Annotated in this window: 19 protein-coding genes and 1 pseudogene; 4 read left to right on the forward strand and 16 right to left on the reverse strand. The window is 71.1% G+C overall.

Annotated elements, in window-relative coordinates:
* Positions 1–53: 53 nt before the first annotated feature.
* The 4 genes from ACIRVK_RS32715 to ACIRVK_RS32730 form a co-directional block, all read right to left on the reverse strand.
* Positions 54–737 carry a response regulator gene (locus ACIRVK_RS32715; RefSeq protein ID WP_404253517.1) on the reverse strand — a complete coding sequence of 228 codons (684 nt, stop codon included), beginning with the start codon at positions 735–737 and terminating at the stop codon, positions 54–56.
* Complete coding sequence (locus ACIRVK_RS32720) at positions 734–1,885, reverse strand: sensor histidine kinase (RefSeq protein WP_404253519.1); 1,152 nt, start codon at positions 1,883–1,885, stop codon at positions 734–736. Before ACIRVK_RS32720 ends, ACIRVK_RS32715 begins: the two co-directional genes overlap by 4 nt.
* On the reverse strand, positions 1,882–2,406 hold the full coding sequence (locus tag ACIRVK_RS32725; protein WP_404253521.1) for a DUF1453 domain-containing protein: 525 nt from the start codon (positions 2,404–2,406) through the stop codon (positions 1,882–1,884). The genes ACIRVK_RS32720 and ACIRVK_RS32725 overlap by 4 nt, the downstream gene beginning before the upstream one ends.
* A gap of 477 nt (positions 2,407–2,883) precedes the next feature.
* Positions 2,884–5,007: a type IIA DNA topoisomerase subunit B gene (locus tag ACIRVK_RS32730; protein ID WP_404253523.1), complete on the reverse strand. Its 2,124-nt coding sequence runs from the start codon at positions 5,005–5,007 to the stop codon at positions 2,884–2,886.
* A gap of 441 nt (positions 5,008–5,448) precedes the next feature.
* Between ACIRVK_RS32730 and ACIRVK_RS32735 the strand changes: the two genes are divergently transcribed.
* Complete coding sequence (locus ACIRVK_RS32735; RefSeq protein ID WP_404253525.1) at positions 5,449–5,679, forward strand: hypothetical protein; 231 nt, start codon at positions 5,449–5,451, stop codon at positions 5,677–5,679.
* A gap of 146 nt (positions 5,680–5,825) precedes the next feature.
* Here the strand turns inward: ACIRVK_RS32735 and ACIRVK_RS32740 are convergent, their stop codons facing one another.
* The 7 genes and pseudogenes from ACIRVK_RS32740 to ACIRVK_RS32770 form a co-directional block, all read right to left on the reverse strand.
* Positions 5,826–6,662, reverse strand: coding sequence for a serine protease (locus tag ACIRVK_RS32740; protein ID WP_404253527.1), 837 nt, complete (start codon positions 6,660–6,662; stop codon positions 5,826–5,828).
* 132 nt (positions 6,663–6,794) lie between these two features.
* Complete coding sequence (locus ACIRVK_RS32745; protein ID WP_404253529.1) at positions 6,795–8,333, reverse strand: RNA polymerase sigma factor; 1,539 nt, start codon at positions 8,331–8,333, stop codon at positions 6,795–6,797.
* A gap of 413 nt (positions 8,334–8,746) precedes the next feature.
* Entirely contained in the window at positions 8,747–9,634 is an 888-nt protein-coding gene (locus ACIRVK_RS32750) for a FadR/GntR family transcriptional regulator (RefSeq protein WP_404253531.1), read from the reverse strand.
* A 161-nt stretch (positions 9,635–9,795) separates the two neighbouring features.
* Positions 9,796–11,793 carry an ATP-binding cassette domain-containing protein gene (locus ACIRVK_RS32755; RefSeq protein WP_404253533.1) on the reverse strand — a complete coding sequence of 666 codons (1,998 nt, stop codon included), beginning with the start codon at positions 11,791–11,793 and terminating at the stop codon, positions 9,796–9,798.
* Between the two features lie 118 nt (positions 11,794–11,911).
* Positions 11,912–12,670 carry an NUDIX domain-containing protein gene (locus tag ACIRVK_RS32760; RefSeq protein ID WP_404253534.1) on the reverse strand — a complete coding sequence of 253 codons (759 nt, stop codon included), beginning with the start codon at positions 12,668–12,670 and terminating at the stop codon, positions 11,912–11,914.
* 131 nt (positions 12,671–12,801) lie between these two features.
* Positions 12,802–14,737 (reverse strand): annotated as a pseudogene (locus tag ACIRVK_RS32765) (glycogen debranching N-terminal domain-containing protein).
* An 816-nt stretch (positions 14,738–15,553) separates the two neighbouring features.
* Positions 15,554–17,218 (reverse strand): DUF4192 family protein, encoded by a 1,665-nt coding sequence (locus ACIRVK_RS32770; protein WP_404253536.1) that lies wholly within the window; start codon positions 17,216–17,218, stop codon positions 15,554–15,556.
* 185 nt (positions 17,219–17,403) lie between these two features.
* Here ACIRVK_RS32770 and ACIRVK_RS32775 point away from each other — a divergent pair, with 185 nt between their 5' ends.
* Positions 17,404–19,569, forward strand: coding sequence for a RecQ family ATP-dependent DNA helicase (locus ACIRVK_RS32775; RefSeq protein WP_404253538.1), 2,166 nt, complete (start codon positions 17,404–17,406; stop codon positions 19,567–19,569).
* A 331-nt stretch (positions 19,570–19,900) separates the two neighbouring features.
* Positions 19,901–20,536 carry a hypothetical protein gene (locus ACIRVK_RS32780; protein ID WP_404253540.1) on the forward strand — a complete coding sequence of 212 codons (636 nt, stop codon included), beginning with the start codon at positions 19,901–19,903 and terminating at the stop codon, positions 20,534–20,536.
* A gap of 400 nt (positions 20,537–20,936) precedes the next feature.
* Here the strand turns inward: ACIRVK_RS32780 and ACIRVK_RS32785 are convergent, their stop codons facing one another.
* The 3 genes from ACIRVK_RS32785 to ACIRVK_RS32795 all read right to left on the reverse strand — a co-directional run bounded on the left by ACIRVK_RS32785 (position 20,937) and on the right by ACIRVK_RS32795 (position 23,054).
* Positions 20,937–21,578 carry a hypothetical protein gene (locus ACIRVK_RS32785; RefSeq protein WP_404253542.1) on the reverse strand — a complete coding sequence of 214 codons (642 nt, stop codon included), beginning with the start codon at positions 21,576–21,578 and terminating at the stop codon, positions 20,937–20,939.
* Positions 21,579–21,646: 68 nt separating this feature from the next.
* Entirely contained in the window at positions 21,647–22,348 is a 702-nt protein-coding gene (locus tag ACIRVK_RS32790; protein ID WP_404253544.1) for a ribonuclease HII, read from the reverse strand.
* 82 nt (positions 22,349–22,430) lie between these two features.
* Complete coding sequence (locus tag ACIRVK_RS32795; RefSeq protein ID WP_404253546.1) at positions 22,431–23,054, reverse strand: TetR/AcrR family transcriptional regulator; 624 nt, start codon at positions 23,052–23,054, stop codon at positions 22,431–22,433.
* Between the two features lie 187 nt (positions 23,055–23,241).
* Between ACIRVK_RS32795 and ACIRVK_RS32800 the strand changes: the two genes are divergently transcribed.
* Positions 23,242–24,789: an MFS transporter gene (locus tag ACIRVK_RS32800; RefSeq protein WP_404253548.1), complete on the forward strand. Its 1,548-nt coding sequence runs from the start codon at positions 23,242–23,244 to the stop codon at positions 24,787–24,789.
* Positions 24,790–25,068: 279 nt separating this feature from the next.
* Here the strand turns inward: ACIRVK_RS32800 and ACIRVK_RS32805 are convergent, their stop codons facing one another.
* Together ACIRVK_RS32805 and ACIRVK_RS32810 are read right to left on the reverse strand one after the other, a co-directional pair.
* The gene (locus ACIRVK_RS32805; RefSeq protein WP_404253550.1) at positions 25,069–25,986 is read right to left on the reverse strand and encodes an ADP-ribosylglycohydrolase family protein; all 918 of its coding nucleotides are present in this window, start codon (positions 25,984–25,986) and stop codon (positions 25,069–25,071) included.
* 12 nt (positions 25,987–25,998) lie between these two features.
* Positions 25,999–26,658 carry a histidine phosphatase family protein gene (locus ACIRVK_RS32810; protein ID WP_404253552.1) on the reverse strand — a complete coding sequence of 220 codons (660 nt, stop codon included), beginning with the start codon at positions 26,656–26,658 and terminating at the stop codon, positions 25,999–26,001.
* Between the last annotated feature and the right edge of the window lie 91 nt (positions 26,659–26,749).

The following is a 26,749-nucleotide window of genomic DNA, read 5'->3' on the forward strand; positions in this document are numbered from 1 at the left end:
AACGGGAAGATCCCCGACTTCTCTTCCCCGCCCTCTTCACCCCATCAGGTGACTCAACCCGCTGGTGGACGGGCGATTCCCTTCGCGTAGGCGTAACGCACCGCCTGCGCACGGTCCTTGAGGCCCGTCTTGGTGAAGATGTTGTTGACATGGGTCTTCACGGTCGCCGTCGACACGTGCAGCTTGCGGCCGATCTCCGTGTTGTTGAGCCCTTCGGAGATCAGCACCAGCACCTCGATCTCCCGGGCGGTGAGCCCGTCGGGCGGCTCGGTCGGGGCCGTCGGCCGCGACTCGGGCTCCGACAGGCGCTCCAGGAGCCGCCGTTGGATGCTCGGCGACAACCCCGCGTCCCCGGACAGCACACTCTGCACGGCCCGTACGATCTCGTCCCCTCCCGCGTCCTTGGTGAGATAGCCACGTGCCCCCGCGCGCAGTGCCGGGAACAGCGACTCGTCGTCGGCGAAGGTGGTCAGCACCACGACCTGTGTCCCCGGATGCCGTGTGCGGATGCGGCGAGTGGCCTCCACGCCGTCGCAGCGCGGCATGCGCAGGTCCATCAGCACCACGTCCGGGGCGAGTTCGGCGACCAGCTCGACCGCCTCCTCACCGTCGCCCGCGGCACCGACCACCTCGATTCCGGGCAGCAGTCCCAACAGCATGACGATGCCCTCACGGACGACGGTCTGGTCGTCGGCGACCACCACGCGCGCGGGCCTCGTCTCCTCCCCTTCCGTCATACGGGCACCTTCAGCGTCACCACGAACCCCTCCTCGTCCGGCCCGGCGTCCAGCGAGCCGCCCAGCAGCTCCGCGCGCTCGCGCATGCCGAGCAGACCGTACCCGGCGCCCGCCCCGGCCAGCTCGCCCGGTGGCCCACCCGAATCCCTTACGTCCAGAGTCACTTGGTGGTCGGCGTACTCCAGCCGTACCCGCACCTTGGCTCCCGGCGCGTGCTTGCGGACGTTCGTCAGAGCCTCCTGGGCGACCCTGCGCACCGCCTGGGACGCCTCCGCGGGCAGCGGTCTGCGCTCACCCGTAATGGTGACCTCGGCGCCGGCCGTGGCCCCGGTGAGCTGTGCCAGGAAGTCCTCCAGCGGGGTCATTTCACCGCGCAGCGCGGAGAGCGCCTGCCGCGTCTCGTCGAGACCGTCCCGGGCCATACCCCGGGCCGCCACCACTCGCTCCAGGATCTGCTGCCGGTCGGCCCCTCGCTCGATCAGCAGGCGGGCCGCCTCCAGGTGGACGAGTTGCGCCGAGAGACTGTGCGCCAGGACGTCGTGGATCTCCCGGGCGATCCTGGCCCGCTCCGCCAGCGCAGCCGACTCCGCCTCGGCCGCCCGGGCGGCCCGCTCCTGGGCCAGCAGCCGCTGGGCGTTGCCACGAGCCTCGGCGTCGAGCCTCAGGACGTAACCCGCGAGGGCCAGACCCGCCGTCGTGGCCGCCGTGGTCAGCCACACGTCGTTGGTCACCGCGGCGTAGGACGAGAGAGCCACGGACGCCGTCGGCAGGGCGACCGCCAGGGGCAGCCGTTCCAGCGCGGTGACCGCGCAGCCGCACCACAGGAGGAGCGCCGGTGTCCTGAAGCCCTCGGTCTGCGCCACGACGGCCAGGCCCAGCAGCAGGAGCAGGATGCCCAGCGAAGCCCACAGCCTGTGCTGGAGCGTGGTCCGGTACAGCGCCCAGGCGAGCACTCCGGCCACGATCACACCGACGCCTCCGCCGACCGTCACCCAGCCGTGGATGTGACGGTCGCTGAACGCGCTCCACAGCAGGATGCCGAGTGCGAAGAGCCGCACGGTCCACGCGAGCATCCGCCGAGGCCGCGACATGCCTGTCCGTCCGAGCGCCTCGGGTGAGGGCCAGCGCATCCAGCCGTCCCGGGTCACACACGCTCCTTCCACGCGGGGCGGACGGCGTGGTCACCGTACGCCGGGGCCGGACCGGTCTCCGGAGCGACGGACTGCGCCCGCCAGACCAGGATCCCGCCACGGACCAGCAGAGTGGCCGCGAGTGCGACGAGCAGAGCGGCGTTGTCCTGGTGGACCCCGAGCGCCGCACCCAGCGCGAAGAGGCCGACACGCAGGGCTATGCCGATGATCCAGACGGTCACGCTCGCCTTGGTGCTCTTGCTCCACACCGCGCCGTCCGGCTCGGCCCACACGCGGGTGGTCCAGGCCCAACCGGCTCCCGTGGCGAGGCCTATGAGCAGTTCGACGCCGAGCAGGACGATCGACTCAGTGTGGTGGTGGGTGTCCAGGATGCCGGGCTCGCGCAGCGCGACGACGGCGAGGATCGCGGGGACGAGCCACCAGCGCCTGCCGGTGCCGATCTGCTGCGCCCGGAACTGCCGGACGACCACCAGGACGACCACGGCCGCGATCATCAGCGCGTTGACGAGCCCGGACATCTGAGCCTCCGTGAGCGGGAAGGAAGTGTCGTCGGCGAGTGCTGTCGACGCCTTCGACGCTACGGAAATTCGCAGGTCAGCAAATCGGACCGAGGGTGGAAAGCGGGTGGATCCGCGAACCGCCCCAGCCTCCACCCACGGGTGGAGAACAGCGGTGCGGCGAGGCCCGGAACCCGCCTGGCTGAAGCTCCCTCGGTCGGCCCCGTCCGGCCGAGGGCCCGTACACACTCTCCTCGGGCGGCCCGGCGGGCCGCCCAGTGGGACTCGAGGCGCCACGGCGCGCCGGACGGGGGGGCCGGGGAAAGCCCGTGCCCGACGGGCACGCATGATCCGCGCGGACGCTGACCCGGATTCCGAGCCGGATGCCCCGGCCGCGGACCGACACCTCCAACCCGACCCGCCCGAAGCGGACCGCCCCGGCATTCGCCCCGCCGCGAGTGCCGCCCAGCCGGCCCCGAGCGAGCCCGGCGCAGCGGCTCACGCGTCGATACGGGACCTGTCCAGGGTCGCCGCCGAGCCGGAGATGAACTCCTTGCGGGGAGCCACGTCGTTGCCCATCAGCAGGTCGAAGACCTGTTCGGCCGAGTCCAGATCGGAGAGGTTGATCCGACGCAGGGTGCGGTGGCGCGGGTCCATCGTCGTCTCGGCCAGCTGGTCGGCGTCCATCTCGCCGAGACCCTTGTAGCGCTGGATGGAGTCCTTGTACCGGATGCCCTTGCTCTGGAACTCGAGAAGCTTCTCGCGCAACTCGCGGTCCGAGTAGGTGTAGACGTACTTGTCCTGCCCCTTCTTCGGCTGGACGATCTCGATGCGGTGCAGCGGCGGCACCGCGGCGAAGACTCGGCCGGCTTCCACCATGGGCCGCATGTAGCGGTGGAACAGCGTCAGCAGCAGAGTCCGGATGTGCGAGCCGTCGACGTCGGCGTCGGTCATCATGATGATCTTGCCGTAGCGGGCCGCGTCGATGTCGAAGGTCCGCCCCGAGCCCGCCCCTATGACCTGGATGATCGCACCGCACTCGGCGTTCTTGAGCATGTCGGTCACGGACGACTTCTGGACGTTGAGGATCTTGCCGCGGATCGGCAGCAGTGCCTGGAACTCGGAGTTGCGAGCGAGTTTGGCGGTACCGAGCGCGGAGTCTCCCTCGACGATGAACAGCTCGCTGCGGTCCACGTCGTCGCTGCGGCAGTCGGCGAGCTTCGCCGGAAGTGACGAGGACTCCAGGGCCGTCTTCCGACGCTGGGCGTCCTTGTGCTGGCGGGCCGCGATGCGTGTACGGGCGGCGGCGACGGCCTTCTCCATCACGACCCGGGCCTGGGCCGCGGCGTCGCGCTTGGTGGAGGTCAGGAAGGCCTTGAGCTCCCTGGTGATCACGGTGTTCACGATGCGGCGGGCCGCCGAGGTGCCGAGGACCTCCTTGGTCTGCCCCTCGAACTGGGGCTCGGCCAGTCGGACGGTGACGACGGCGGTGAGGCCCTCCAGGGCGTCGTCCTTGACGATGTCGTCCTCGGCGACGCGCAGCAGCTTCTTGGCCCGCAGCACCTCGTTGAGCGTGCTGGTGACGGCCGTCTCGAAGCCCGCGACATGGGTACCGCCCTTGGGGGTGGCGATGATGTTCACGAACGACTTGAGGGTTGTGTCGTACCCGGTGCCCCACCGCATGGCGACGTCGACGTCGAGCTCACGGGTGACCTGGGTGGGGGTCATCTGGCCGTGCTCGTCCAGGACCGGGACCGTCTCCTTGAAGGTGCCCTGGCCGGAGAAGCGGAGGACGTCGCAGACCGGCTTGTCGCTCGCCAGGTACTCGCAGAACTCGCTGATGCCGCCGTCGAAGCGGAAGGACTCCTCGCCCTTGCTTCCGCCCTCGCCGAGGCCGAACTCGTCGCGGACCAGGATGGTCAGGCCCGGCACCAGGAAGGCCGTCTGGCGGGCGCGCTGGTGGAGGTTCTCCAGGGAGAGCTTGGCGTCCTTGAGGAAGATCTGGCGATCGGCCCAGTAACGCACGCGCGTGCCGCTGCGGGTCCTGGGGATCTTCTTGGCCTTGCGCAGGCCGCTGGCCGCCTCGAACCGGGCGTCCGGACCGGCCCCCGCGAAGGCGCCGGGCACACCGCGGCGGAAGCTGATCGCGTGCGTGTGCCCGCCACGGTCCACCTCGACGTCCAGGCGGGCCGACAGGGCGTTCACCACAGAGGCACCGACGCCGTGCAGACCGCCGGAGGCGGCGTAGGAGCCGCCTCCGAACTTGCCGCCGGCGTGCAGCTTGGTCATGACGACCTCGACGCCGGACAGGCCGGTCTTGGGCTCGACGTCGACCGGGATGCCCCGGCCGTTGTCCTGCACCTCCACCGAGCCGTCCTCGTGGAGGATCACCTCGATGTGGTCGCAGTAGCCTCCGAGGGCCTCGTCGACCGAGTTGTCGATGATCTCCCACAGGCAGTGCATCAGACCGCGGCTGTCGGTCGATCCGATGTACATGCCCGGACGCTTGCGCACGGCTTCGAGCCCCTCGAGGACGAGCAGGTGCCGCGCGGTGTAGTTGGAACCGTCCCGCTCTGCTCCTGCCAGCAGAGCCGTGGACGACACGGACGTTTCGGCGGTCACGCGGTTCGCTCCTCGCTGAATTTCAGGTGAGGCCCTTGTGGGTAAGGGCGCGGCCTCTGTTGCCGTGAAGAGGGTACCGAGGCCTGGTAGAGCCGTTGTAGCGCCACCCTTCGTCGGAACACAGGGTAGTCCAGGCTCGTATGCATGTTCGATCCCTCGATGGAGTGAAGCACATATCACGTTCCCTTCGGGGCATGAACCATTTAGGCTCCGGGCACGTCCTCAAGAACAACCGGCAAGCCAGCCGGGAGGACTGACATCGAACGACAGCGCGAACCCGTACGACACACAGACACGCAATACGGCACATTCGCCGCCAACCGGCAACAGACAGCCGGACTCGAAAGATTTTTTCGAGAAGAAGCCCCGGGCGGGAACGTTTTAGGGCTGGTTGGATGTTGACCCTGGTACGACAGCTCGTCGAGCTAGAGAAGAGGCGACGTGACTACTGTTCTGACCCCCGCGAGCCCGCTGACGGCCGCCGATCGCTGCGACCGTTGCGGTGCGCAGGCCTACGTTCGCGTTGTCCTGCTCAGCGGCGGAGAACTGCTCTTCTGCGCCCACCACGGACGCAAGTTCGAGCCGGAACTCAAGAAGATCGCCGCTGAGATACAGGACGAGACGGAGCGGCTGACGTCCGTTCCGGCAGCTGCGTCCGACGAAGAGCGCTGACACCTCGCGTCTACGACGAGCCAGCACCGGCACAGGCCGGTTGTACGGGCGGCGCGGCCCTGTTTCCCAGGGACCGCGCCGCCCGCTCTTCGTTCCCGGCCGACGCCGAAGGACCGCGCCAGACCGGCCTCGGCGGCTCTCAGCCCCTACTGAGGCCCACCCGCAGCCCCAACCGTTCGTACGACCTCGGACACGCGCGTGTAGACGCCCGGACTGCCCGCACGGCCACAGCCACTCCCCCAGGACACGAGTCCGATCAGTTTCCCCTGGGCGACGAGAGGCCCGCCGCTGTCACCCTGACAGGCGTCGTGCCCGCCCTCCGTCTCCCCGGCGCACAGCATGCTGCCGGCGACATAGGCGCCCTCGGCACTGCCCGGGTAGGCACGTTGGCACTGGGCGTCGGGCAGTACGCGCACGGGGGCGGCGCGCAGAGTGTGTGCGTAGTCGCCGCCACCGGTCAGGTCACCCCATCCGTAGACCGTGGCACTGGTCCCGGGTGCGTAGCCGGGATCGCCGGCGCCCGCCATCGCGATCGGCGCGTTCTGCGGCAGCGGCTCGGCGAGGGTGAGGACGGCGAAGTCCCCGGCGTTGGTGCGGCTGTCGTAGGCGGGGTTCACCAGCACCTCGCGCACTCCGATCTCCGAACCGCGGTCCGAGAGCAGGTCGGTGCGACCCGTGATGACCTTCAGGTCGCGCATCTGGTTCGCAGGTGCCCCCAGGACCTCCTCGCCCATGCAGTGCGCCGCGGTGAGCACGGTCGAGCGACCGATGGCCACCCCGCCGCAGAACTGACCGGCCCGGGTACCCCCGAACCGGTCACGGCTGGACAGCGCAACCGTCCAGGGACTCTGCGAGATGTCGACCGGGTAGCCGCCGACGACCGCGGCGGCGGGCGCCGGAGCCGCGGACAGCAGCGGTATGGCAGTCATGGTGGCCGCGAGGACGAGCGGCCTGGCCAGCGACCGGACAATGGGACGACGCATGCGCGCTCCTCACACTGGGGTGATCATTGGAAACCCAGAGTGCTCCAGCGCGCGACGCCCCGCACCCGCGACGGAACGACGAGGCCCGGCTCCCCGAGGGGAACCGGGCCTTGGGCGTCGTAGGACCGCGCCCTAGTCGAGGTAGTCGCGCAGTACCTGCGAGCGCGACGGGTGGCGCAGCTTCGACATGGTCTTGGACTCGATCTGGCGGATGCGCTCACGCGTGACGCCGTAGACCTTGCCGATCTCGTCGAGGGTCTTCGGCTGACCGTCGGTGAGACCGAAGCGCATGGAGACGACGCCCGCCTCGCGCTCGGACAGGGTGTCCAGGACGGAGTGCAGCTGCTCCTGCAGGAGCGTGAAGCTGACCGCGTCCGCCGGGACGACGGCCTCGGAGTCCTCGATGAGGTCACCGAACTCGCTGTCGCCGTCCTCGCCCAGCGGGGTGTGCAGGGAGATGGGCTCGCGGCCGTACTTCTGGACCTCGATGACCTTTTCCGGGGTCATGTCGAGCTCCTTGGCCAGCTCCTCCGGGGTGGGCTCGCGGCCCAGGTCCTGGAGCATCTGGCGCTGCACTCGCGCGAGCTTGTTGATGACCTCGACCATGTGCACCGGGATGCGGATGGTGCGGGCCTGGTCGGCCATGGCGCGGGTGATCGCCTGACGGATCCACCAGGTGGCGTACGTGGAGAACTTGTAGCCCTTGGTGTAGTCGAACTTCTCGACCGCGCGGATCAGACCGAGGTTGCCCTCCTGGATGAGGTCCAGGAAGAGCATGCCGCGGCCGGTGTAGCGCTTGGCCAGGGAGACCACCAGACGGAGGTTGGCCTCCAGGAGGTGGTTCTTGGCGCGGCGGCCGTCCTCGGCGATGATCTCCAGCTCACGCTTGAGCTTCGGGGCCAGCTTGTCGGCGTTGGCCAGCTTGTCCTCGGCGAACAGGCCCGCCTCGATGCGCTTGGCGAGCTCGACCTCCTGCTCGGCGTTGAGCAGGGGGACCTTGCCGATCTGCTTGAGGTAGTCCTTGACCGGGTCGGCGGTGGCACCCGCCGCGGCGACCTGCTGGGCCGGGGCGTCGTCCTCGTCCTCGTCGGAGAGCACGAAGCCCGCGCTCTCGGCGCCCTCGGGCTCGTCGCCGGCCTTGGGGGCGTCCTCGAGAACCTCTTCCTCGAGGATCTCCGCGTCGTCCTTCTTGGCGCTGGTCTTCTTGGCCGCCGGGGCCTTCTTGGCGACCGTCTTCTTCACAGCCGTCGTCGCCTTCTTGGCGGCCGTCTTCTTGGCAGCGGCCTTCGGGGCGTCGTCCTCGACCGGCGAGGTCTCGACGGCGGGCGCCGCCGGAGTGGCGGTCGCGGTGGCCGGCTTGGCGGTCGCCGTCTTGGCCGCGACCGTCTTGGTGGCGGTGCGCTTGGCCGGACTCTTCGCTGCGACGCTCTTTCGGGTGCGCTTGGGCTCCGCGGCACTGACCATCAGCGTCACACCCTCTTCCTCGAGGATCTGGTTGAGGCTGCGCAGTACGTTCTTCCACTGAGTGGCCGGAATCTGGTCAGCTTCGAAGGCCCGACGCACATCGTCGCCGGCGATCTGCCCCTCAGCCTTTCCCCGCTCGATAAGAGCCATGACAGAGACGGACTCGGCGATCTCCGGCGGGAGCGTACGGGATGTGCTGGCCGACACGAACAACCTCTCGGAACGTTGGAAAACGGCTTCCGGCCCCGTCCAGGAAGGACAGGAGCCGACCACCGGCCGTGGGGATGGGCCGACGGTGCGGGCGGGGGCCGGGAAGATGCACAGCGCCGCGAACGGCGTCCGTATTCCCTCCTCGGCTGTCACCTCTTAGGTCATCGCATAGTTCCCACGAGCGTTACGCCCAATCTGCGTGGCCCGAGTCACATCTCGTAAGCGCTCAAAAAGGTCATACGCGGGCATAGGAGATCACATATACCCCGATCAGGGCCGCCCACCCTCCCCCACCCCTCGCGCCGTCGGACCCCACACGATCCCGGAGATCCTGCGGGGTCCGACGGGAGCGGCTCGACGGCCGGGCGAGACCACAGGGGGGAAGGAGATCACGGCCGCGCCACCTGCGGTCAGTGCTCGCGCGGCGCCGGCACGACCCGCTCCACCTCGGGGTGGACGGTGAGCAGTTGACGCATGGCCGTCTCGGCCGCGGCTCCGTCGCCCGCGGCGAGGGCGTCGGCGATCCTGCCGTGGTACGCCAGCGACGTCTCGTTGGGCCGGTCGCAGCCCGCGACAGGGCCGCCGGAGACCTGCAGGGCGGCCGACACGATCCCGGAGAGATGCTCCAGCATGCGGTTGCCGGCGACCTGGATCAGCAGCGAGTGGAACTCCGCGTCGGCGCGGGAGAAGGTGAGCGCGTCACCCTGCCCCATGGCGTGCCCCATGATCTCGACCATGTCGACGAGGCGCTGCTGGACGTCCTCGCGCCCGTGCCCGGCGGCGAGGCGGGCTGCGAGCGGCTCGATGGTCCAGCGCAGCTCGCTCAGCTCGCGGCGCTGGTCGTCGCGCTGCGGCCCGAAGGCCCGCCACTCGATGATGTCCGGGTCCAGGAGGTTCCAGTCACTGACGGGACGCACGCGTGTGCCGACGTTCGGACGGGCACTGACCAGACCCTTGGCCTCCAGGACCCGGAGCGACTCGCGAACGACGGTGCGGGAGACCTCGAAGCGCTGGCCGATCTCCTCGGGCACCAGCGGGCGGTCGGCACCCAGGTCGCCGGAGACGATCATCTGCCCCAGCTGCTGGACGAGTTGGCCGTGCAGCCCGCGCCCGCGGCTGCCCGCGGCACGCCGGCCCACGCGGCCCAGCTCCGGGTCCCCGCCCTCCCAGACGGGGGCTCCGACACGGTCGGCGACATGCGCCTCGGCGTAGGGGTAGCGGTCGAGTTCGCCCGGGCCGGCGAGGCCGGAGTCGGCGGAGCGGGCGGCGGTCATCATGGTGTGCGCAAGGGTACTCACGTATCCTTTGTCGGCGCTGTCTCCAACTCCCTTGAGGTCTTTGGTGAAAAGCACACGAAAGGGTGATCGATCACCCCGTCGCAATTGACGCCTTATCGGAAAGAAATGGGCTTTCCCCGAGGAGTTGTGCGCAGGGTGTGACGAAAGCGTACGGACGGTCGTCATCGGACCCTGCTGCGCACGGTCGTGAGGAGATACGCGCAGAGCAGCCCGGTCAGCGACAACGTCAGGGCGCCGCCCACGGGTTGGGCGATCACGCGGGCCACACCGTACAGATAGCGCTCTCCCCCGAAGGGCCACTGCAGCAGCAGCGTCTCCCGGAGCCGCAGCGGGAACCCGGCCGCGGACCGCACGGATGATCCCGCGAAGGCCTTCTGTACGAGCGGCACGACGACGACCGGTACGGCTACCACGGCCGCGAGTCCCGCGGTGCTGGACCTGAAGACGCCGGCCGCCAGCACTCCGGCCCAGGCGCACCCGACGACGAGGCCGATCCAACTCGCACCCAGCAAGACCCAGTCGGCGGGAACTTCCGCGAGCTCCCGGCCGTAGACGAGGTAGAGCACCTCGGCGTCGCAGCCGATCGTGAGGAGGGCCAGGGTCAGCGCGGTGGCCGTGGCGACGAGGAGCTTCGCGACGAGCAGCCCCAGCCGGCGGGGCACGGTGCCGCGGTCCGCCGCCAGCGCGGGGTGGCGGAACTCGTCGCCGAAGGCCAGTGCCCCGAGCAGGCCCGCACCGAGCGCGGCGGGCGGCAACGGCAACTGCCACGGCCAGGCGGCCAGCAGCCGGGACTGCGGGGTGTGCCCGAATTGGGCGAGGACCACGGCGGCGAGGGCGGACACGACGACCACGACACCCGTCGTGATGAACCCCGTGCCGATCCCAGTGGCACGGCGCATCTCGTAGCGCAGGGGGCGCAGGGGGCTGGCGGCGGTGCGGACGGAGATGGGGGGCGGGAGTGGGGAGAGGGGGTCGTGCGCGTGGGTTTCGGCCCGTCGACGGGGCGCCTGGGCCGGTCCGGGCTCGGGCGTGTCGGCGGAATGCGGGGCCGCGGGGTCCTGGCGCGCATCGGCCGCTGTCGGCCGATGCGCCACGGCTTCGGCCCGGGCGGTCGCCGTTGCCGGGTGCGGATCTGTCGGCGGTCGTGGATCGTCGGTGGTGCACGGCTCGGTCTCCGGCGAGGAGACACCGGGCCTCCGGCTCGAGTCGGCGGCATGCGAACCGGTTGACAGCTGCTGGGCCTCGGATGCCTCCAGCCGGACCTCGGGTACCGCCCCGGCCCCCGGCCCCATGTCCCCCAGCTCGTCCGCGAGTTGGTGGACCAGGATGCCGTGCCGGAACGCGGTCTCGCCGACGTCCGCACAGGTACTGCCGTACACGGAAAGCCGGTTCCCACCCTCGCGGACGACCTCCACGGAGCGCTGTGCGCTGCGTGCCTCCTTGGTGAGAAGGGCGGCGAGACGGGCGGCATGAGGGCTGCGGACGGCGACGCGGGGCCGGAGCCGCGTGCGGGCGAACTCGGCGGCGTCCTGGTCGGCGACGAGCCTGCCCTGCTCCAGGGTGACGACCCGGTCGGCGTTGCGGGCGGCCGTCTTGGGGTCGGCCGTCGCGACCAGGACCGTGCCACCCTGGGCGGCGTGCGCGCGGAGCATGCAGTGCAGCCAGTGTGCCTCGCGGGCGGAGAGACCGCGGGCGGGCTCGTCGAGCACGAGCGTGTGAGGGTCGGGCAGGAGGGCACAGGCCAGGCCGAGACGACGGTCCATGCCCCGCGAGAGGGTGCTGAGGCGCTCGTCGCGCAGACTGACGAGGCCCATCACCTCGAGGACCTCGTCGGCGCGGCCGACCGGGACGCCCGCGGCGGCGCACAGCATGCGGAGATGACCTCGGACCGTGCGGGCCGGGTGTCCCGGTACGTCGCCGAGGAGGACGCCGACTTCGCGCGACGGGTGGCCGATGCGGCGCAGCGGACGGCCTCTGAAGTAGGTGATGCCCCGCCCCTGTTGGAGTTCGAGCATGAGTCTGAGCGCCGTTGTCTTGCCCGCTCCCGGTGCGCCGAGCAACGCGGTGACATGGCCGGCGCGCGCCTCGAAGGAAACGTCGTCGACGGCGGGCGGAAGGTCCTTGCGGGGGTTGCTGGTCAGTCCGAAGGCCTGGATCACCCGCAGCAAGATAGCGCGCTATGTCCGTTTTTCCGGGCATAGCGAGGCCCGCAGCCGGGTGCTCGGAACCGCGTTCGCCCGTCGCTCCCGCTCGCCGATTCGCCGCCCGGGCATGCCCTCACACCTCGGGACGCAGCATCGGGGGGTTGAGCAGGGTGGCACCGCCGGCCCGGAACAGCTGGGCCGGGCGGCCGCCCTGGCGGGTGGTGGTACCGCCGGTCGGCACGAGAAAACCCGGGGTGCCCGTCACTTTGCGGTGGAAGTTGCGCGGGTCGAGCGCCACTCCCCACACCGCCTCGTAGACCCGGCGCAGCTCGCCGACGGTGAACTCGGTGGGGCAGAACGCCGTGGCGAGGGACGAGTACTCGATCTTGGAGCGGGCACGTTCCACACCGTCGGACAGGATCTGCGCGTGGTCGAAGGCGAGCGGCACCACCGGTTCTCCGTCACGGCCGTAACCGCCTTGCTGGAGCAGTTCCTCGACGGGCGCCCAGCGCGCGTTGCTGGCGTCACCGCCCGCTCGTGGTGCGGGCAGGTCGGGGGCGAGCGCCAGGTGGGCGACGCTGACGACCCGCATCCGGGGGTCCCGCTTGGGGTCACCGTAGGTGGCGAGCTGTTCGAGGTGGGCGCCGTTGTCCTGAGCGGGCACGGACGGGTCGTGGGCCCGCAGTCCGGTCTCCTCGGCCAGCTCACGCGCCGCGGCCTGTGCCAGGTCCTCGTCGGCCCGCACGAATCCGCCGGGAAGCGCCCAGCGCCCCTGAAACGGCGGTTCACCCCTGCGCACCGCGAGCGCGCACAGGGCATGGCGTCGCACGGTCAGCACGACAAGGTCCACGGTGACGGCGAACGGCGGAAAGGCTGACGGGTCGTAGGGCATGCGGCGATCATAGTCGTCTGCCTGACGATAAACACTCCCTTCGCGGGTCGCTTCGGTGACTGATCCACTTCGCTCCGGTATGCGCCGCACGATCTGCTCACGAGTGGTGTGCCGTGGTGCGTCGTGCGAGGTCACATTCCCAGTTGGAGTCCGTCGGCCGCCTCCTCCACCATGGCAGGCCCGAGGCGGCTGACCCGTACGGAGAAGGGGGCGCCGGCGACCCGCAGGCCCATCAGGACGATCTCCCCCAGCGGGGCGCCGCGCAGGGGACGCAGTGTGACCGTGCCGGCGGGCGCGTCGGGCCGGATTCCCGCGAGCACGGTCAGGAGCAGCACACCGGCTGCCGCCGCGGTGGCGGCCGGTCGGCAGGCCGCCAGGTGAGGGAGCGGGGCGCTGCCTTCGGAGCGCTGCTCCCCCGCGTACATCTCGGGCAGCCGGTGGCCGAAGGCGGCCACCGCGAGAAGGCCTTGCAGCAGCGAACCCGCCTCCTTCTCGTAGTCCGCCGCGGCAAGGCCCGCTACGGCCACGGCTGTCTCGTGGACTCGCACGGCGCCGCTCCGGTGCCCGAACGGGTTGTGTTCCGTCTCTTTCGAGCCCAGTCCGCGCAGGCCCCAGCCCGATCCATGGCCGGGCCGCCGAACAGTCTGGCGAGTTGTTCCGTCCGTACCTTGTCGAGCAGGCCGGGTGCGGTCTCGCCCCCGCCGAGCAGGCCGGTGTCGAGCAGATGGGCGGCGGCCGCACCCAAGTGCGGCACCGGGGTGCCGTCGCGGGCGAGCGCGGCCGCCGGACGGCCGCCGCCGAGGTCGTCGATCCAGAACTCCTCGCGGAACGCCCCGCGCAGTGCCTGGGCCCACTGCCGCAGCTCCGGTGCGCCCGGTCTTCCGCAGGCGTCGAGCAGATCCGCGCCGAGCAGCGCCGCCCGGTGGGCGTGGGCCTGCGTCTCACAGCGGGCGGGACCTCCGGGGTCCGGGTCGCGAAGTAGGTGCCGTCCCCCACGGTCCTCCGCAGCCAGGACAGACAACGCTCGGCGGCGGGCAGCAGTTCCTCCGTCTCCTGTTCGGGAAGCCCCCAGCGGCGGGCCTCCGCGAGGAGCACGGGGTAGAGCAGCGTGGCTTCCGTGGCCGTGCAGCCCGGCGGCAGATGGGGGCCCGCGTCCCGTCGCGGCCCGGGGATCATGCCGGACTTCCGCTCCGTTCCCGGGAGTTGGGCACGGGCGAGCGTACGCAGGGTGCCCGCGGCGAGCCGGGTGCCGAGGGCCAGTGTCATCCGGGCCGCCGCGAGCGCCTCGGCGGGGGCCGCTCCGCAGCGCCAGGGCGCGCCTGCGGCGAGCTGGATGTCGGAAGGGTGAGCGGGGTCGCGCAGTTGAAGGGCCTGGAGGTCCTGCACGCTGGTTCGCAGGAAAGGCTCGATCCTGGGATCGTCCCCTGACGTACGCGCGCCGACAAGCGGGCTGGTCGCCGCACGGCCCACGGCCCGCGCCGGCCCCGTACCGTCGGGGCGCACCCGCAACTCCACACTCCTGCTGCCGCCGGGGGGGCAGTTCGAACTCCCAGCGCAGCAGCCCCGCGGAGGCCAGCGCGTCGGCCGGCGGCGGGTTGGCGGTGACCGACGAGTTCCCTGCGGCGCAGGACCAGCGCAGGCCCGCATCGTGGACGGTGGCGGGCAGTTCGGGTCCTGCTCTGCCGGACGCGATCGCGCCCAGGTCCGCCAGGTCGGTACCGCGTGCGATCTCGACCGGGACCCGCAGGGGGCGTGGCGCCGCGCTGCGCAGCGTGATCCGCTCCGTGCCGTCAGCGTGGCGGAGGCGCTCCACGACGACGTCCGGGTCCGGGCCGGAGTGCGGGGAGACGCGCAGGACGCCCACGAAGCGTGCGCAGTCGGCCGCGGTCATCCGGGCCTGTACCGCCGACGGTTCACGCCCCGCCACGCGGAGCCGGCAACGGGAGAGCACACGCCTGCCTGCCCGGTAGAACCCCTCCAGTCCCTGGCCGGTCATCTGCCCGTGTTCCGCGGAGACGGCAAGGCCGGCAGGGGGACGCAGATCGTGACGTTGTGCGTCGACGGCAACTCGACGGGACGGCCGGATGCGGGGAGCGGGGGCGGAGCGGGGGCGCCTCGCGGCGGGGCGAAGGGGGGAGGTGGAGTTCGCTGCCTGCCCCGCGGCTGAGGTGCGGGGCGGCGTGAGTCGGTGGTCCGCGCGCCGGCGGAATCGTGGCTCGCGGGTCGACCGGGCGGCAGGTCCCGACCACCTGGCTCACCGGTCGACGACAACTGATCCACCGGTCGAGTGCTTGCGTCGTCCTGATCTGCGGACCGGCCGGAGAAGCAGCCCGACTCGGGCGCTCCACCGACGAGGCGTGGGAGGCCCCCCGACTGCGGCTTCTGTCCGGTGATCACAGCCGGGGGCTTCTCCTGTCCCGTGACCCCGGACGAAGGCCTCTCCTGCCCCTCGCCCACGGCGTTTGGCCTCCCCGGCCGCCTTTTTCCCGTCACCTCAGGCGAAGGCCTTTCCTGCCTGCTTGGCGCGGATGCAAGCCACTCCGGCCCACGGGGAGGCGGGTTGAATGGCTGGCTGCGCAAGGCGTCGTAGGCGAACGGCGGGGTCGGCTGAGGCATGTGGTGGCCTCTTCTGTGCTCGGTGCACCTCGGGCGTGTGGCGCCGGGTGGGGGGATCCGGACGGACGTGCGTGGTGGGCGGCGCGATCCGTTCGGGCGCTCCGCCGATGAGGTGAACGCAGTGGGACTCTTCCGGGTCACGCTCGCCGCCGGCCACACCGACCGAATGGCGGTGAGGGCGCCCGGCCGTACTGTGCCGCCGCCCGCGCGCAGCAACCCGCTCGACGTCCCGCCGAAGTGGACTCGCAGGACTCTCCCGGCCACTGCTCACGTTTGTGCCTCGGTGCCGTCGCCTCCGGGATGCATGCTTGCTGGACGGCTCTCCCGGTGGCGCGCGGACTCGTTCGCGGAGGCACGCGGGCGCGTGCCCTCCTTCCGTGCGGCGCTGGGGCGGCCGACGTCGGTCTTGGACGTCCGCGGGCGAGATGTACTCACCGTGCTCCGCCCACCGTCCGCCCTCGCAGCACGAGACCGGTTGCCGGCCGTGGCGCCGGTGCGGGAACGCCGTCGCGGACGCATGGCCTCCTCGCGAAGCGGAGTCGGCTCGCTTGCCTGGAGGGCCCTCGACGCGGCCGGCATCTCCTGGCTTCGGACCGCCCTCGACACGGCAGAGGCCTGCTGACCCTCGACCGCCCGCATCTCGGCAGAGGGCTCCTGACCCTCGGCCGTCCTCGGCGAGAGCGGCCTCTCCTTGGCCTCGACCGTCCCCGGCACAGGGGCGGCTTCCGCGGCATCCTCCCGCCCGCGGCCTCGGCGTTCCGCGCGCAGGCAGCGACGGATCGACTCCGGGTCCAGGTTCTCGTTGCAGGCCTGGTGCAGCAGACGGGCGAAGAGATAGTCGGGGTCCGCTCCGAGCGCCATGGCGAGGGCCTCCCGGGCTTCCAGGTCGTCGCCGGAGGACCAGGCGACCCACCCCGCGAGGGTCAGCGGAGCCGCAGCATGCTCGCCGTACGGTCCGACGCAGCGACGGGCCAGGGCTCGCCAGAGGCGAAGTGCTGGGGCGGCCTCATCGCCCTCCATCCATTCGGCCGCACGGTCCCGCGTAGCACGGTCCTGCAGGCCGAGGATCAACGCCGCTGCCTCGTCGTGTCCGAGCAGTTCGTCGTCGCGGACATCCGCCGCGAGGGTGCCGGACACCACCGGGGCTTGCGCCAGGCGGCGCATGAGCCCCTCGGCCAACTCCAGTGTCTCCTCGGCCACGTCCGCGCGGGCGGTGTCGTCGAGGATCCTGGGCACCAGGGCCATGCTCGCGGTGTCCAGAGCGATCTCCTGCTCCAGGGCGGCCGTGGTCTCCCACGGCTGCAGCCTGGCCCGTAGCTCGCGAAGGGTGCCGCGTACCTGAAGTCCGGCGTAGGTGGCGGCGGCAGCCAGCACGGAGGTGCCGGGCAGGCCCATCGGCAGGCCTTCGGAGGGACAGCAGGCCTCGTTGCTGCAGCAGTACGACCAGAAGCGGCCACCGGAGATGCACAGCGCCTCGATCACCGGTACGTCCAGCTGCCCGCACTCGATGCGGAGTTTCTGGGCCAGCGGGCGAAGCCGTTCCATGACCTGGCGCCCGGACTCGCCCTTCGCCGGTTCCTGGCAGAGGTAGGCCACCATCTGCTCGGGCCGGGCTCCCCTGCGCTCGCTTCCCGTCACCAGCCCGTGCGCCAACTGCCGTGCGACACACGCCCAGTCGTCCGCGCTCGCGGGAATGCCGAGCCGGGCACGGCCACCGAAACGGCCCCGTCCGTCCCGGTCGTGCAGAGCGACCAGGACGATGCTGTCCTCGGGGCGGTACCCGAGCAGATACGGCATCGCGTCGGCCAGTTCGGCCGGAGTACGGAGCGTGACCTGGTGCTCGGGGCCGTGGCTGTCGTAGGCGGTCGGGCCGAGGTCTCCCGCGGCCTTGCCGTTCTCGGGTGATCCATTGCTTTCACTGTGATTCGTCATGCGCAGACGATCTCGCGGATCATGAAGTTCCGCTTCGCCCTGTGGATAACTCAGGTCAGGGACACATCAAGCCCACCAGGTGGACGAACCGACCTGTTCCCGTGACGTGCCAGGACCGCGTCGTCGGATCCCCTCCCGCCCCGCCCTGATCCCGATTGTCAGAGCCGTCCTGTTGGATGGAACGCATGGAGCACACGAGCAACGCGGAACTCCGGGCGGCCGCCGACGCGGTCCTCGCACGCCTCGTCGGGGACGCCACGGGCCCGGCCCGGCTGCGTGAGGACCAGTGGCGGGCCATCGAGGCGCTGGTCGCCGACGGACGCCGGGCGCTCGTCGTGCAGCGCACAGGGTGGGGCAAGTCCGCGGTGTACTTCGTCGCGACCTCGCTGCTGCGGGCCCGGGGCAGCGGCCCGACGGTGATCGTCTCCCCGCTGCTCGCGCTGATGCGCAACCAGGTCGAGGCCGCGGCCAGGGCGGGCATCCGCGCCCGGACGATCAACTCCTCCAACACGGAGGAGTGGGAGACGGTCCAGGACGAGATCGCCGCGGGCGCGGTCGATGTGCTGCTGGTGAGTCCCGAGCGACTCAACAATCCGGACTTCCGGGACCAGGTGCTGCCCAAACTGGCCGCCGCCACCGGGCTCCTCGTGGTCGACGAGGCGCACTGCATCTCGGACTGGGGGCACGACTTCCGCCCCGACTACCGGCGGCTGCGCACCATGCTGGGCGATCTGCCACCGGGCGTTCCGGTGCTGGCGACCACCGCGACCGCCAACGCCCGGGTGACCGCCGACGTCGCGGAGCAGCTCGGCACCGGGGGCACGTCGGACGCCCTGGTGCTGCGCGGTCCGCTGGACCGGGAGAGCCTGAGTCTCGGCGTGCTGCGGCTGCCGGACGCGGCCCACCGGATGGCCTGGCTCGCCGATCACCTGGACGAGCTGCCGGGTTCCGGGATCATCTACACCCTGACGGTGGCCGCAGCGGAGGAGGTCACCGCCTTCCTTCGGCACCGTGGCCACACCGTCTCCTCGTACACGGGCAAGACGGAGAACGCGGACCGGCAGCAGGCCGAGGACGACCTGCTCGCCAACCGGGTCAAGGCCCTGGTCGCCACCTCCGCACTCGGCATGGGTTTCGACAAGCCGGACCTGGGCTTCGTGGTGCACCTCGGCTCCCCCTCGTCGCCGATCGCCTACTACCAGCAGGTCGGCCGTGCCGGACGCGGCGTCGAGCACGCCGAGGTTCTGCTGCTCCCGGGCAAGGAGGACGAGGCGATCTGGGAGTACTTCGCGTCCCTGGCCTTCCCGTCGGAGGATCTCGTCCGCCGTACGCTCGACGTCCTGGCGCGCTCGGACAGGCCCTTGTCACTGCCCGCCCTGGAGCCCTTGGTGGAGCTGCGCCGGTCCCGCCTGGAGAGCATGCTCAAGGTTCTCGACGTCGACGGGGCGGTCAAGCGGGTCAAGGGTGGCTGGATCGCGACCGGGGAGCCTTGGACGTACGACGCCCAGCGGTACGCCTGGGTGGCCCGCCAGCGCGAGGCCGAGCAGCAGTCGATGCGTGACTACGCGTCGACGGCGGAGTGCCGGATGGAGTTCCTGCAGCGCCAGTTGGACGACGACGGGGCCAAACCCTGCGGTCGCTGCGACAACTGTGCCGGCGCACGGTTCACGGCCGATACCTCGACGGCGGCGCTGGAGGCGGCACGGGACGACCTGGGCCGGGCCGGCGTCGAGGTGGAGCCGCGTCGTATGTGGCCGACCGGGTTGCCCGCCATCGGCGTGGATCTCAAGGGGCGCATCCCGGCCGGTGAACAGGCCGCCGCGGGGCGGGCCTTGGGCCGCCTGTCGGACATCGGCTGGGGAAACCGGCTACGGCCGATGCTCGCACCTCAGGCGCCGGACGGGCCGGTGCCGGACGACGTGGCGAAGGCCGTCGTGAGCGTGCTCGCCGACTGGGCGAGGGGCCCCGGCGGCTGGGCGTCGGGCGTACCGGACGCGCAGGCCCGTCCGGTGGGCGTGGTCACGGTCGCCTCCCGCAGTCGCCCCCGGCTGATCGACTCCCTGGCCGCACGCATCGCGGAGGTCGGCAGGCTGCCGTTGCTCGGCTCGGTGGAGTACGCGGGCGACGCGTCCCCCCTCACGCGCAGCAACAGCGCCCAGCGTCTGAAGGCACTCGACGGCGCCCTGGCCGTGCCGTCGGCCCTGGCTGCCGCCCTCGCCGAGACCGATGGCCCGGTGCTGCTCGTCGACGACTACACCGAGACCGGCTGGACCCTGGCGGTCGCGGCCCGTCTGCTCCGCCGCGCCGGCGCAGAGGGGGTACTGCCGCTCGTTCTGGCCGTCCAGGGGTGATCATCGCTTCGTCCCACACACCCTCAACCGCATGCCCGCGCCCCGTCGCCCGTTGCCGCCATGGACTGCCTGTGTCCCAACGGTGTACGAACTCGAGGTGAACGGTCACCCCATGCGTCGCAGCTCTGCGCACCGGGTAGGGATATAAACCACAGACCGTCAGATTCCGGTCAGTGGCCCCAATTGCTCGTTGCCGCATCCAAGTTCGACAGCAAGAATTGAAGTCCGCTCCCCGCACGGCTCGCCCGTGGTCCGGCAGGGCTCTGCTGCGGTGCGCGCTCCCCCAGTCCGACCCCGCCCCCAGTGTGGGCGCGTAGCCGAAGGGAGGACCGTGACCTTCGGATTCGCTCCGTCCTCCGCGGCGTCCACGTCGACGTCAGCCGACCTGTCCGCCGCATCCGCCAACCCTCTCGTCCGCATGCTCGAACCGGCGGAGTGGGCCGCCGCGGGAATCCCGCTGCTGCGCAACCCCCGAGAAGTCGTCAGCGGACTGCACTCCCGGCATCGCCCTCAGCCCGCGACAGCGATCGTGGCCGTCCTCGACCCGGACGAACGGCTGCGGGCGAGCGCCTCTTTCACCCGCCGGCCGGCCCCCGCCGACGGCTGGATGTTCCGCAACGCGCTGCTCGACCAGTTGCGCCGGGTCATACCGCACGATCTGCGCCGCCGAACCCCCGTGCGCACCGCGGTGCTGCTCTACTGCCGTGAGGGCGACGGGCGTTGGACGGAGGAGGACGGCGCCTGGATGTGGGGCCTGCGGGACGCCTGCACGTTGCACGGACTGCGCTGTGGTGCGTACATCACGCTGACGAGGGACGGCTGGCAGGTCCTCGGCGAGGGCCGTGGCGGTCGCCGTCCGAGCGCGGACTCGTCGCCGGAGCCCTTCGGCATGTCCGAGGCACCGCCCCCGCTGCCACGTACCGGCGGTGTCGCCTCGGAGGTCCTGCGCCGCGCGGCCGCCCGCTGACGCACGACGCCGGGCCGCGACCGCACCAGCGGCCCGCTCCCCCGCGGACCCGCACGCGTCGGACCGCGGAGCAGGGGGGCTGCGCACGACGGTCATCGCCGACGGTGCCGCACAGTGCCGCCCCTCGCAGCACCGAGACGGTCGCACACGTCGGCCCGATCCGCCGCGCCACGGCCGGACTCGAGCTGTCGGGTCCGGTCATGTCCTGGCGGCACGCCTGCCCCATGCGCGCCGGCCCGGCTACGCGGTGGACCGCCGCCGGTCGAGTGATGAGGACAAGCCGAAGAGGGGGCACGCGCGGCGTGCACCCCGGTTCGTCGTCCGCGCACGCCGAAGCGACCGCCGTACTCACCGCCGCGGCGGCTGTCCGAGCCGCCCCCCCGGACGTACCGGAAGGGACTCAGACGCCTGCGCCCAGGACCGAGTTGATCTGCTGCGGGTCTCCGCAGACGATCAGCAGGGCGCCGGCCCGGGCATGGGCCAGCGGCAGGGCGGTCGCGGCGGCAGCGGCGGGACCGCCGTTGACGGCGACCACGACCACGGGACGGGTCGCCGCACGGGAGGCGACCGCGGCGTCCGTGTAGAAGACGTCGTCGCCCGCGTCGTGCTGCGCCCAGTAGGAGGCTTCACCGAAGGACAGCTCGTGGGCCGCCCACGGATGCTGCTCGCCGGTGGTGATCACCAGCACGTCGCCAGGGGCACGGCCCGAGTCCAGGAGCAGGTCCACGGCCTCCTCGGCGGCGTCGAGCGCCCCTTCGACGGAGGCCGGGATCAGCTGGATCTGGGGGGTCGCCGAAGCCGCGACGGGGGCTGCCGGAGCGGCCGGGCCGGAGGGCCCGGGCGTGGCCGCGGCCGTGTCGCGCGACGTACGTTGCACCGGCGGTGTGGGCCGGTGCGGACCGGGACGACCGGGCCGCGGCGGAGCCGCGGGACGGGGGCCGGGTACGGGACGGGGGGTCGGCGCGGTGCGGCCACTGGCCGGAGTAGCGCGGGGACCCTGGGCACTCTCGTGAATCTGAGGCTCCTCGGGAATGAGAGGCATGGGCTGATATTTATCAAACGGTGGTACGGCACGTGTCGGCGGGTGGCACACGAGTGCGGGCGGAATCGTCAGAAGTCGAAGCCGAGCTGCCCCTCGATCTCCGGAACGCTTCCGTCCACCCAGCTGCGGACCTTCTTGAGGTGCCGCCACTGGGGCAGCGCATCAAGATACGCCCACGACAACCGGTGGTACGGGGTGGGCCCCCGCACCTCCAGTGCGGCCTTGTGCACGGGTGACGGATACCCGGCATTGTCCGCAAAACCGAAGTCTGCATGGTCGATACCCAGTTCGGCCATCATTTTGTCGCGCTGAACCTTGGCGATCACCGAAGCCGCCGCCACCGCCACGCACGACTGGTCGCCCTTGATGACCGTGCGGACCTTCCAGGGCGTCCCGAGATAGTCGTGCTTGCCGTCGAGGATCACCGCGTCCGGACGGACCGGCAGGCTCTCCAGAGCACGCACCGCCGCGAGCCGCAGCGCTGCCGTCATGCCCAGCTGGTCGATCTCCTCCGGTGAGGCGTGCCCCAGGGCGTACGACGTGACCCATGTCCGCAACTCCTCGGCGAGCGCGGTGCGGCGCTTGACGGTGAGCAGCTTGGAGTCGGTGAGACCTTCGGGCGGCCGACGCAGTCCGGTGACCGCCGCGCAGACGGTGACGGGGCCGGCCCACGCGCCGCGCCCCACCTCGTCGACACCGGCAATGATCTTCGCCCCGGTCGTGGCGCGGAGTGAGCGCTCGACGGTGTGAGTAGGTGGTTCGTACGGCATGGCGCCCTTAGCGTACGCCCCGGGGATCACCCGGCGACACCCCGGCTTGCCAAAGCCATGTCACGACCGGGGCGTGCCGCGGTCAACCGTTGTTCGGCCGCAGCAGCGGAACCATGAGCTGGTCGATCATCTCCTCGATGTCGCTGTCGTTCCATTCGCTTCCGCGCATCTTCGACCGGTACATCATGATGGCCGGGATGGCGTCGAAGACATAGCTGTTCGCCGCGTCGGGTCGCACCTCTTCTCGCTCTATTCCGCGGGCGATGACCTCACCCAGCAGGGCGAGCGTGGGCTCCACGATGCCGTCGAAGATCACGGCGTGGAAGCGCTCCGCCTGTAGTGGGTCGCATTCGTGAATGACCGAGCGGACGGCGAAGCCGGGGCGCGAGAACATCGCGTCGCGCGCCTGCCGGCACAGAGCGAGGAGATCTTCGCGGACACTGCCGAGGTCGGGCGCCACCTCGAAGCGGGGCAGTCCGGCCTGCAGCGCGTCGGCGACCAGGTCCTCCTTGGACGGCCAGCGGCGATAGACCGCGGCCTTGCCGGTCTGGGCACCGGCGGCGACACCCTCCATGGTCAGGCCGTTCCAGCCGACCGTGCTGAGTTGCTCCAGGGCGGCATCGAGGATGGCGCGTTCGAGTACGGCGCCGCGCCGACGGAGGGAGGCCGCCCGAGCGGGGGCGGCCGTCCAGCGCGAGGTAACCATCTGACTCTCTCCAGAGTGCAGGGGAGCGGGGAGTTTTCGGAGCCGGGACGCGCCACGCGGCGGCGACGGGGGACGTGCCGCGCGACACCAATTTAAGTGAACGCTTGCGTTCACTATCGGGGACTCACTACCGTTTGGGGCGACAGTGAACGCCAGCGTTCACTAACGCTTTCGTGGGGGATCCATAGTGACAACCTCTCAGTTGATCAAGGACCAGAAACCAGGTGCGGCCCGCCGGGAGGGGCATCCCGGTATCGCGCTCGCGGTCATCGCGGCCTGCCAACTCATGGTGGTACTCGACGCGACGATTGTGAACATCGCGCTCCCGCACATTCAAGACGCGCTGAAGTTCAGCACCACGGACCTCACCTGGGTCGTCAGCGCATACACACTCACCTTCGGCGGCCTGCTGCTCCTGGGCGGCCGGGCCGGTGACATTCTCGGTCGGCGCCGGGTCTTCATGACCGGCATCCTGCTGTTCACCTTCGCCTCGCTGCTCGGCGGACTCGCCCAGGAGCCCTGGCAGTTGCTGGCGGCCCGCGTCCTGCAGGGCATGGGTGGCGCGATCGCGTCGCCCACCTCGCTGGCGCTCATCACCACGACGTTCCCGGAGGGCCCCGAGCGCAACCGGGCCTTCGGCGTCTTCGCCGCGGTCTCCGCGGGCGGCGGAGCGATCGGGCTGCTCGCGGGCGGCATGCTCACCGAGTGGCTCGACTGGCGCTGGGTGCTCTTCGTCAATGTGCCCATCGGCGTGGTGATCGCCCTGCTCGCGCCGCTCTACATCAACGAGTCCGAACGCCACAGCGGGCGGTTCGACATCGCCGGCGCCCTGACCTCCACGGCGGGCATGGCATCGCTCGTCTACGGTTTCATCCGCGCGGCGGACCAGGGCTGGCGGGACAGCCTGACCATCGGCTCCTTCGTGGCAGCCGTGGTCCTGCTGGTGTCGTTCGCCTACGTCGAGTCCCGGGCCAAGGAGCCGATCACCCCGCTGCGGATGTTCGCCGACCGCAACCGCTCGGGCACCTATGTGATCATGCTGACCCTCGCCGCGGCGATGTTCGGCATGTTCTTCTACATCGTCCTCTTCGTGCAGAACGTGCTGGGGTACAGCCCGATCCGGGCCGGTCTCGCCTTCCTGCCGGTGACGGTCGTGATCGCGCTCGGCGCGGGCCTGTCCCAGCGGTTCCTGCCGGTGCTCGGACCCAAGCCGTTCATGCTCGCGGGCTCGGCGCTCGCGGTGGTGGGCCTCGCCTGGCAGACGCTGATCAGCTCCGACAGCTCGTACGCGGGCGGGGTGCTCGGTCCGATGCTGGTGTTCGGATTCGGCATGGGCCTCAACTTCGTGACGCTCACGGTGACCGCGGTCTCCGGTGTCGCCCAGCACGAGGCCGGCGCGGCCTCCGGCCTGCTCAACGCCATGCAGCAGGTGGGCGGTTCGCTCGGCCTGTCCATCCTGACCACGGTGTTCGGCTCGGCCAGCAAGAACGAGGCACAGAAGCAGCTGCCCAAGTTCCTGACCGACGGTTCGGCGCAGCAGAAGGCGGAGTTCGCCAAGACGCATCAGCTGCCCGGCACCTGGGGACACCAGGTCCTCGCGCAGGGCATCTCGACGGGTTTCGTGGCTGCCGCGGTCATGGCCGTACTCGCCCTCGGTACGGCCTGGCTGGTGATCCGGGTCCGCAAGAGCGACCTGGAGGCGCTCGCGGGGACGGCGGGGCCGGGGATCGGCTGAGCTGCCGCCGCCCGCACGAGGCCGCGGATGGCCGGACCGGCTCCAGGGGACCGACGGCGAGGACGCCGGCCCGGCCATCCGCACTCTCCCCGTCCCGCACCAGGACGCGAACCTCATGACCACCCCCAGAACTCTCGTGTTCCGTCCCTCCCCCACCGCCCCCGCACCTGGCAGGGCAGTCACCAGGCACAACGGACGGGCAGTCACGCAGAGTTCCCGATGGACACAGAGAGTTTCAGGGATTCACCCCCGCCGCTGCATCCGCCCGGCTCCCGCCCCTCAGGCAGGTGTCGCGCGGGCCTCGGGCACCCAGTCCGGCAGTGTCTCCGTCCGCTCCGCCCACGCGGGCGGCGGCGTCCCCGCCGCCGCAGCCGCGATCACACCGCCGACGATGGCGCAGGTGGTGTCCACGTCGCCGCCGACCTGCGCGGTCGTCCAGAACGCCCGCTCGTAGTCGCCGAGCGCACGCGCGGCCGACCAGAGCGCGAAGGGCACGGTGTCATGGGCCGACGTACGCCGTCCGCAGCCCAGAACGGCCGCCACGGTGCCCGGGTCGTCGTAGTCGAGCATGTCCCGGGCGCGCCGCAGTCCCGCGCCCACGGCGCTCTTCGGGACGAGTGCGACGACACCGTCGAGTAGCGCCTCGGGGGCCGGCGAGCCACCGGGCGCGGCTGCCAGCGAGGCCGCCGCCGCGACGGCCATGGCGCCGACGACGGCCTCGCGGTGCTGGTGCGTGGGGTAGGCGGAGATCTCCGCCTGGTGGGTCGCCTGTTCCGGATCGTCGGCGTACCAGGCACCCAGCGGGGCGATCCGCATCGCGGCGCCGTTGCCCCAGGATCCGTGGCCGTCGAAGAGCTCGGCCGCCAGCTCACGCCAGTCGCCGCCCTCGCGGACCAGCCTCAGCAGGCGGTTGACGGCGGGGCCGTATCCCCGGTCGAAGTCGTGGTGCTCGGCGAAGGAGCGCGCCAGGGCGTCCTGGTCGACGCGGCCGTGCGCGGCGAGGACCGCTACCACGGAACAGGCCATCTCCGTGTCGTCGGTCCACTGCCAGGGACCCGGCGGCAGCTCCCGGCGCTTGAGCAGCGGGTAGTTCGCCGGCACGAAGAACTGCGAGCCCAGCGCGTCCCCCACCGCGAGCCCGCGCAGGCTGGCCAAGGCGCGGTCGAGTCGGCCTTCGGGAGAGGAGTCACAGGTCATCGCTCTGCCACTCTATCCGGTGATCCCGTAGGGTTCCGGATCCCGCCAGCGTTCGAACGGCCGGTCCAGCGTGTACCTGCCGTCGTCCCCGAGAACGAGCATCCGCATCTCCGCGTTCCCGGGATTCGCCAGTGACTCGAATTCCGCGACCGTCCAGTGGAACCAGCGCATGCAGAACAGGCGCATGGCCAGGCCATGGGTCACCAGCAACACGTTTGGCGGGTGGTCGGGGGCCTCGAAGCTGCGGAACAGGCTCTCCAGGAAGCCGCCGACCCGGTCGTACACGTCGGCGCCGGACTCGCCCTGGGCGAAGCGGTAGAAGAAGTGGCCGTACGCGTCCCGATAGGCCTTCTGCAGCCGGACGTCGTCACGGTCCTGCCAGTTGCCCCAGTCCTGTTCCCGCAACCGGGGCTCCTCGCGTACCCGTATGAGGTCCGGGTCGAGGTGGAAGGCGCGCAAGGTCTCGTGCGTACGGCGGTACGGCGAGACGTACACACTGACGCGCTCGCGCCCGAAGACCTCTCGCACCCGTTTGCCGGTCTCCTCCGCCTGCTGCCAGCCGCGCTCGGTCAGGGCGAGGGCGTGGTCGGGTTCACGCTCGTAGACGGTGTCATCAACATTGCCCGTTGACTCTCCGTGCCGGACAAGGACGATGCGCCGTGGTCGTGCCATTGGTAGTCAGGGGCGCGGTGCTCTTTCGAGCCCGTTTCCCCATTCCCCTTTCAATCCGTGCGTGCGGTTTTCCCGCACACGGCTTACCGGT

Source organism: Streptomyces sp. NPDC101152 (assembly GCF_044768275.1).
GTDB lineage: Bacteria > Actinomycetota > Actinomycetes > Streptomycetales > Streptomycetaceae > Streptomyces.

What these genes read in the sequence shown, in the direction of transcription:
- ACIRVK_RS32740 (WP_404253527.1), bottom strand. Translation starts at nt 6,662, where the DNA reads ATGCGTCGTCCCATTGTCCGGTCGCTGGCCAGGCCGCTCGTCCTCGCG.
- ACIRVK_RS32810 (WP_404253552.1), bottom strand. Translation starts at nt 26,658, where the DNA reads ATGGCACGACCACGGCGCATCGTCCTTGTCCGGCACGGAGAGTCAACG.
- ACIRVK_RS32795 (WP_404253546.1), bottom strand. Translation starts at nt 23,054, where the DNA reads ATGGTTACCTCGCGCTGGACGGCCGCCCCCGCTCGGGCGGCCTCCCTC.
- ACIRVK_RS32790 (WP_404253544.1), bottom strand. Translation starts at nt 22,348, where the DNA reads ATGCCGTACGAACCACCTACTCACACCGTCGAGCGCTCACTCCGCGCC.
- ACIRVK_RS32725 (WP_404253521.1), bottom strand. Translation starts at nt 2,406, where the DNA reads ATGTCCGGGCTCGTCAACGCGCTGATGATCGCGGCCGTGGTCGTCCTG.
- ACIRVK_RS32760 (WP_404253534.1), bottom strand. Translation starts at nt 12,670, where the DNA reads ATGCCCTACGACCCGTCAGCCTTTCCGCCGTTCGCCGTCACCGTGGAC.
- ACIRVK_RS32785 (WP_404253542.1), bottom strand. Translation starts at nt 21,578, where the DNA reads ATGCCTCTCATTCCCGAGGAGCCTCAGATTCACGAGAGTGCCCAGGGT.
- ACIRVK_RS32715 (WP_404253517.1), bottom strand. Translation starts at nt 737, where the DNA reads ATGACGGAAGGGGAGGAGACGAGGCCCGCGCGCGTGGTGGTCGCCGAC.
- ACIRVK_RS32770 (WP_404253536.1), bottom strand. Translation starts at nt 17,218, where the DNA reads ATGACGAATCACAGTGAAAGCAATGGATCACCCGAGAACGGCAAGGCC.
- ACIRVK_RS32775 (WP_404253538.1), top strand. Translation starts at nt 17,404, where the DNA reads ATGGAGCACACGAGCAACGCGGAACTCCGGGCGGCCGCCGACGCGGTC.
- ACIRVK_RS32805 (WP_404253550.1), bottom strand. Translation starts at nt 25,986, where the DNA reads ATGACCTGTGACTCCTCTCCCGAAGGCCGACTCGACCGCGCCTTGGCC.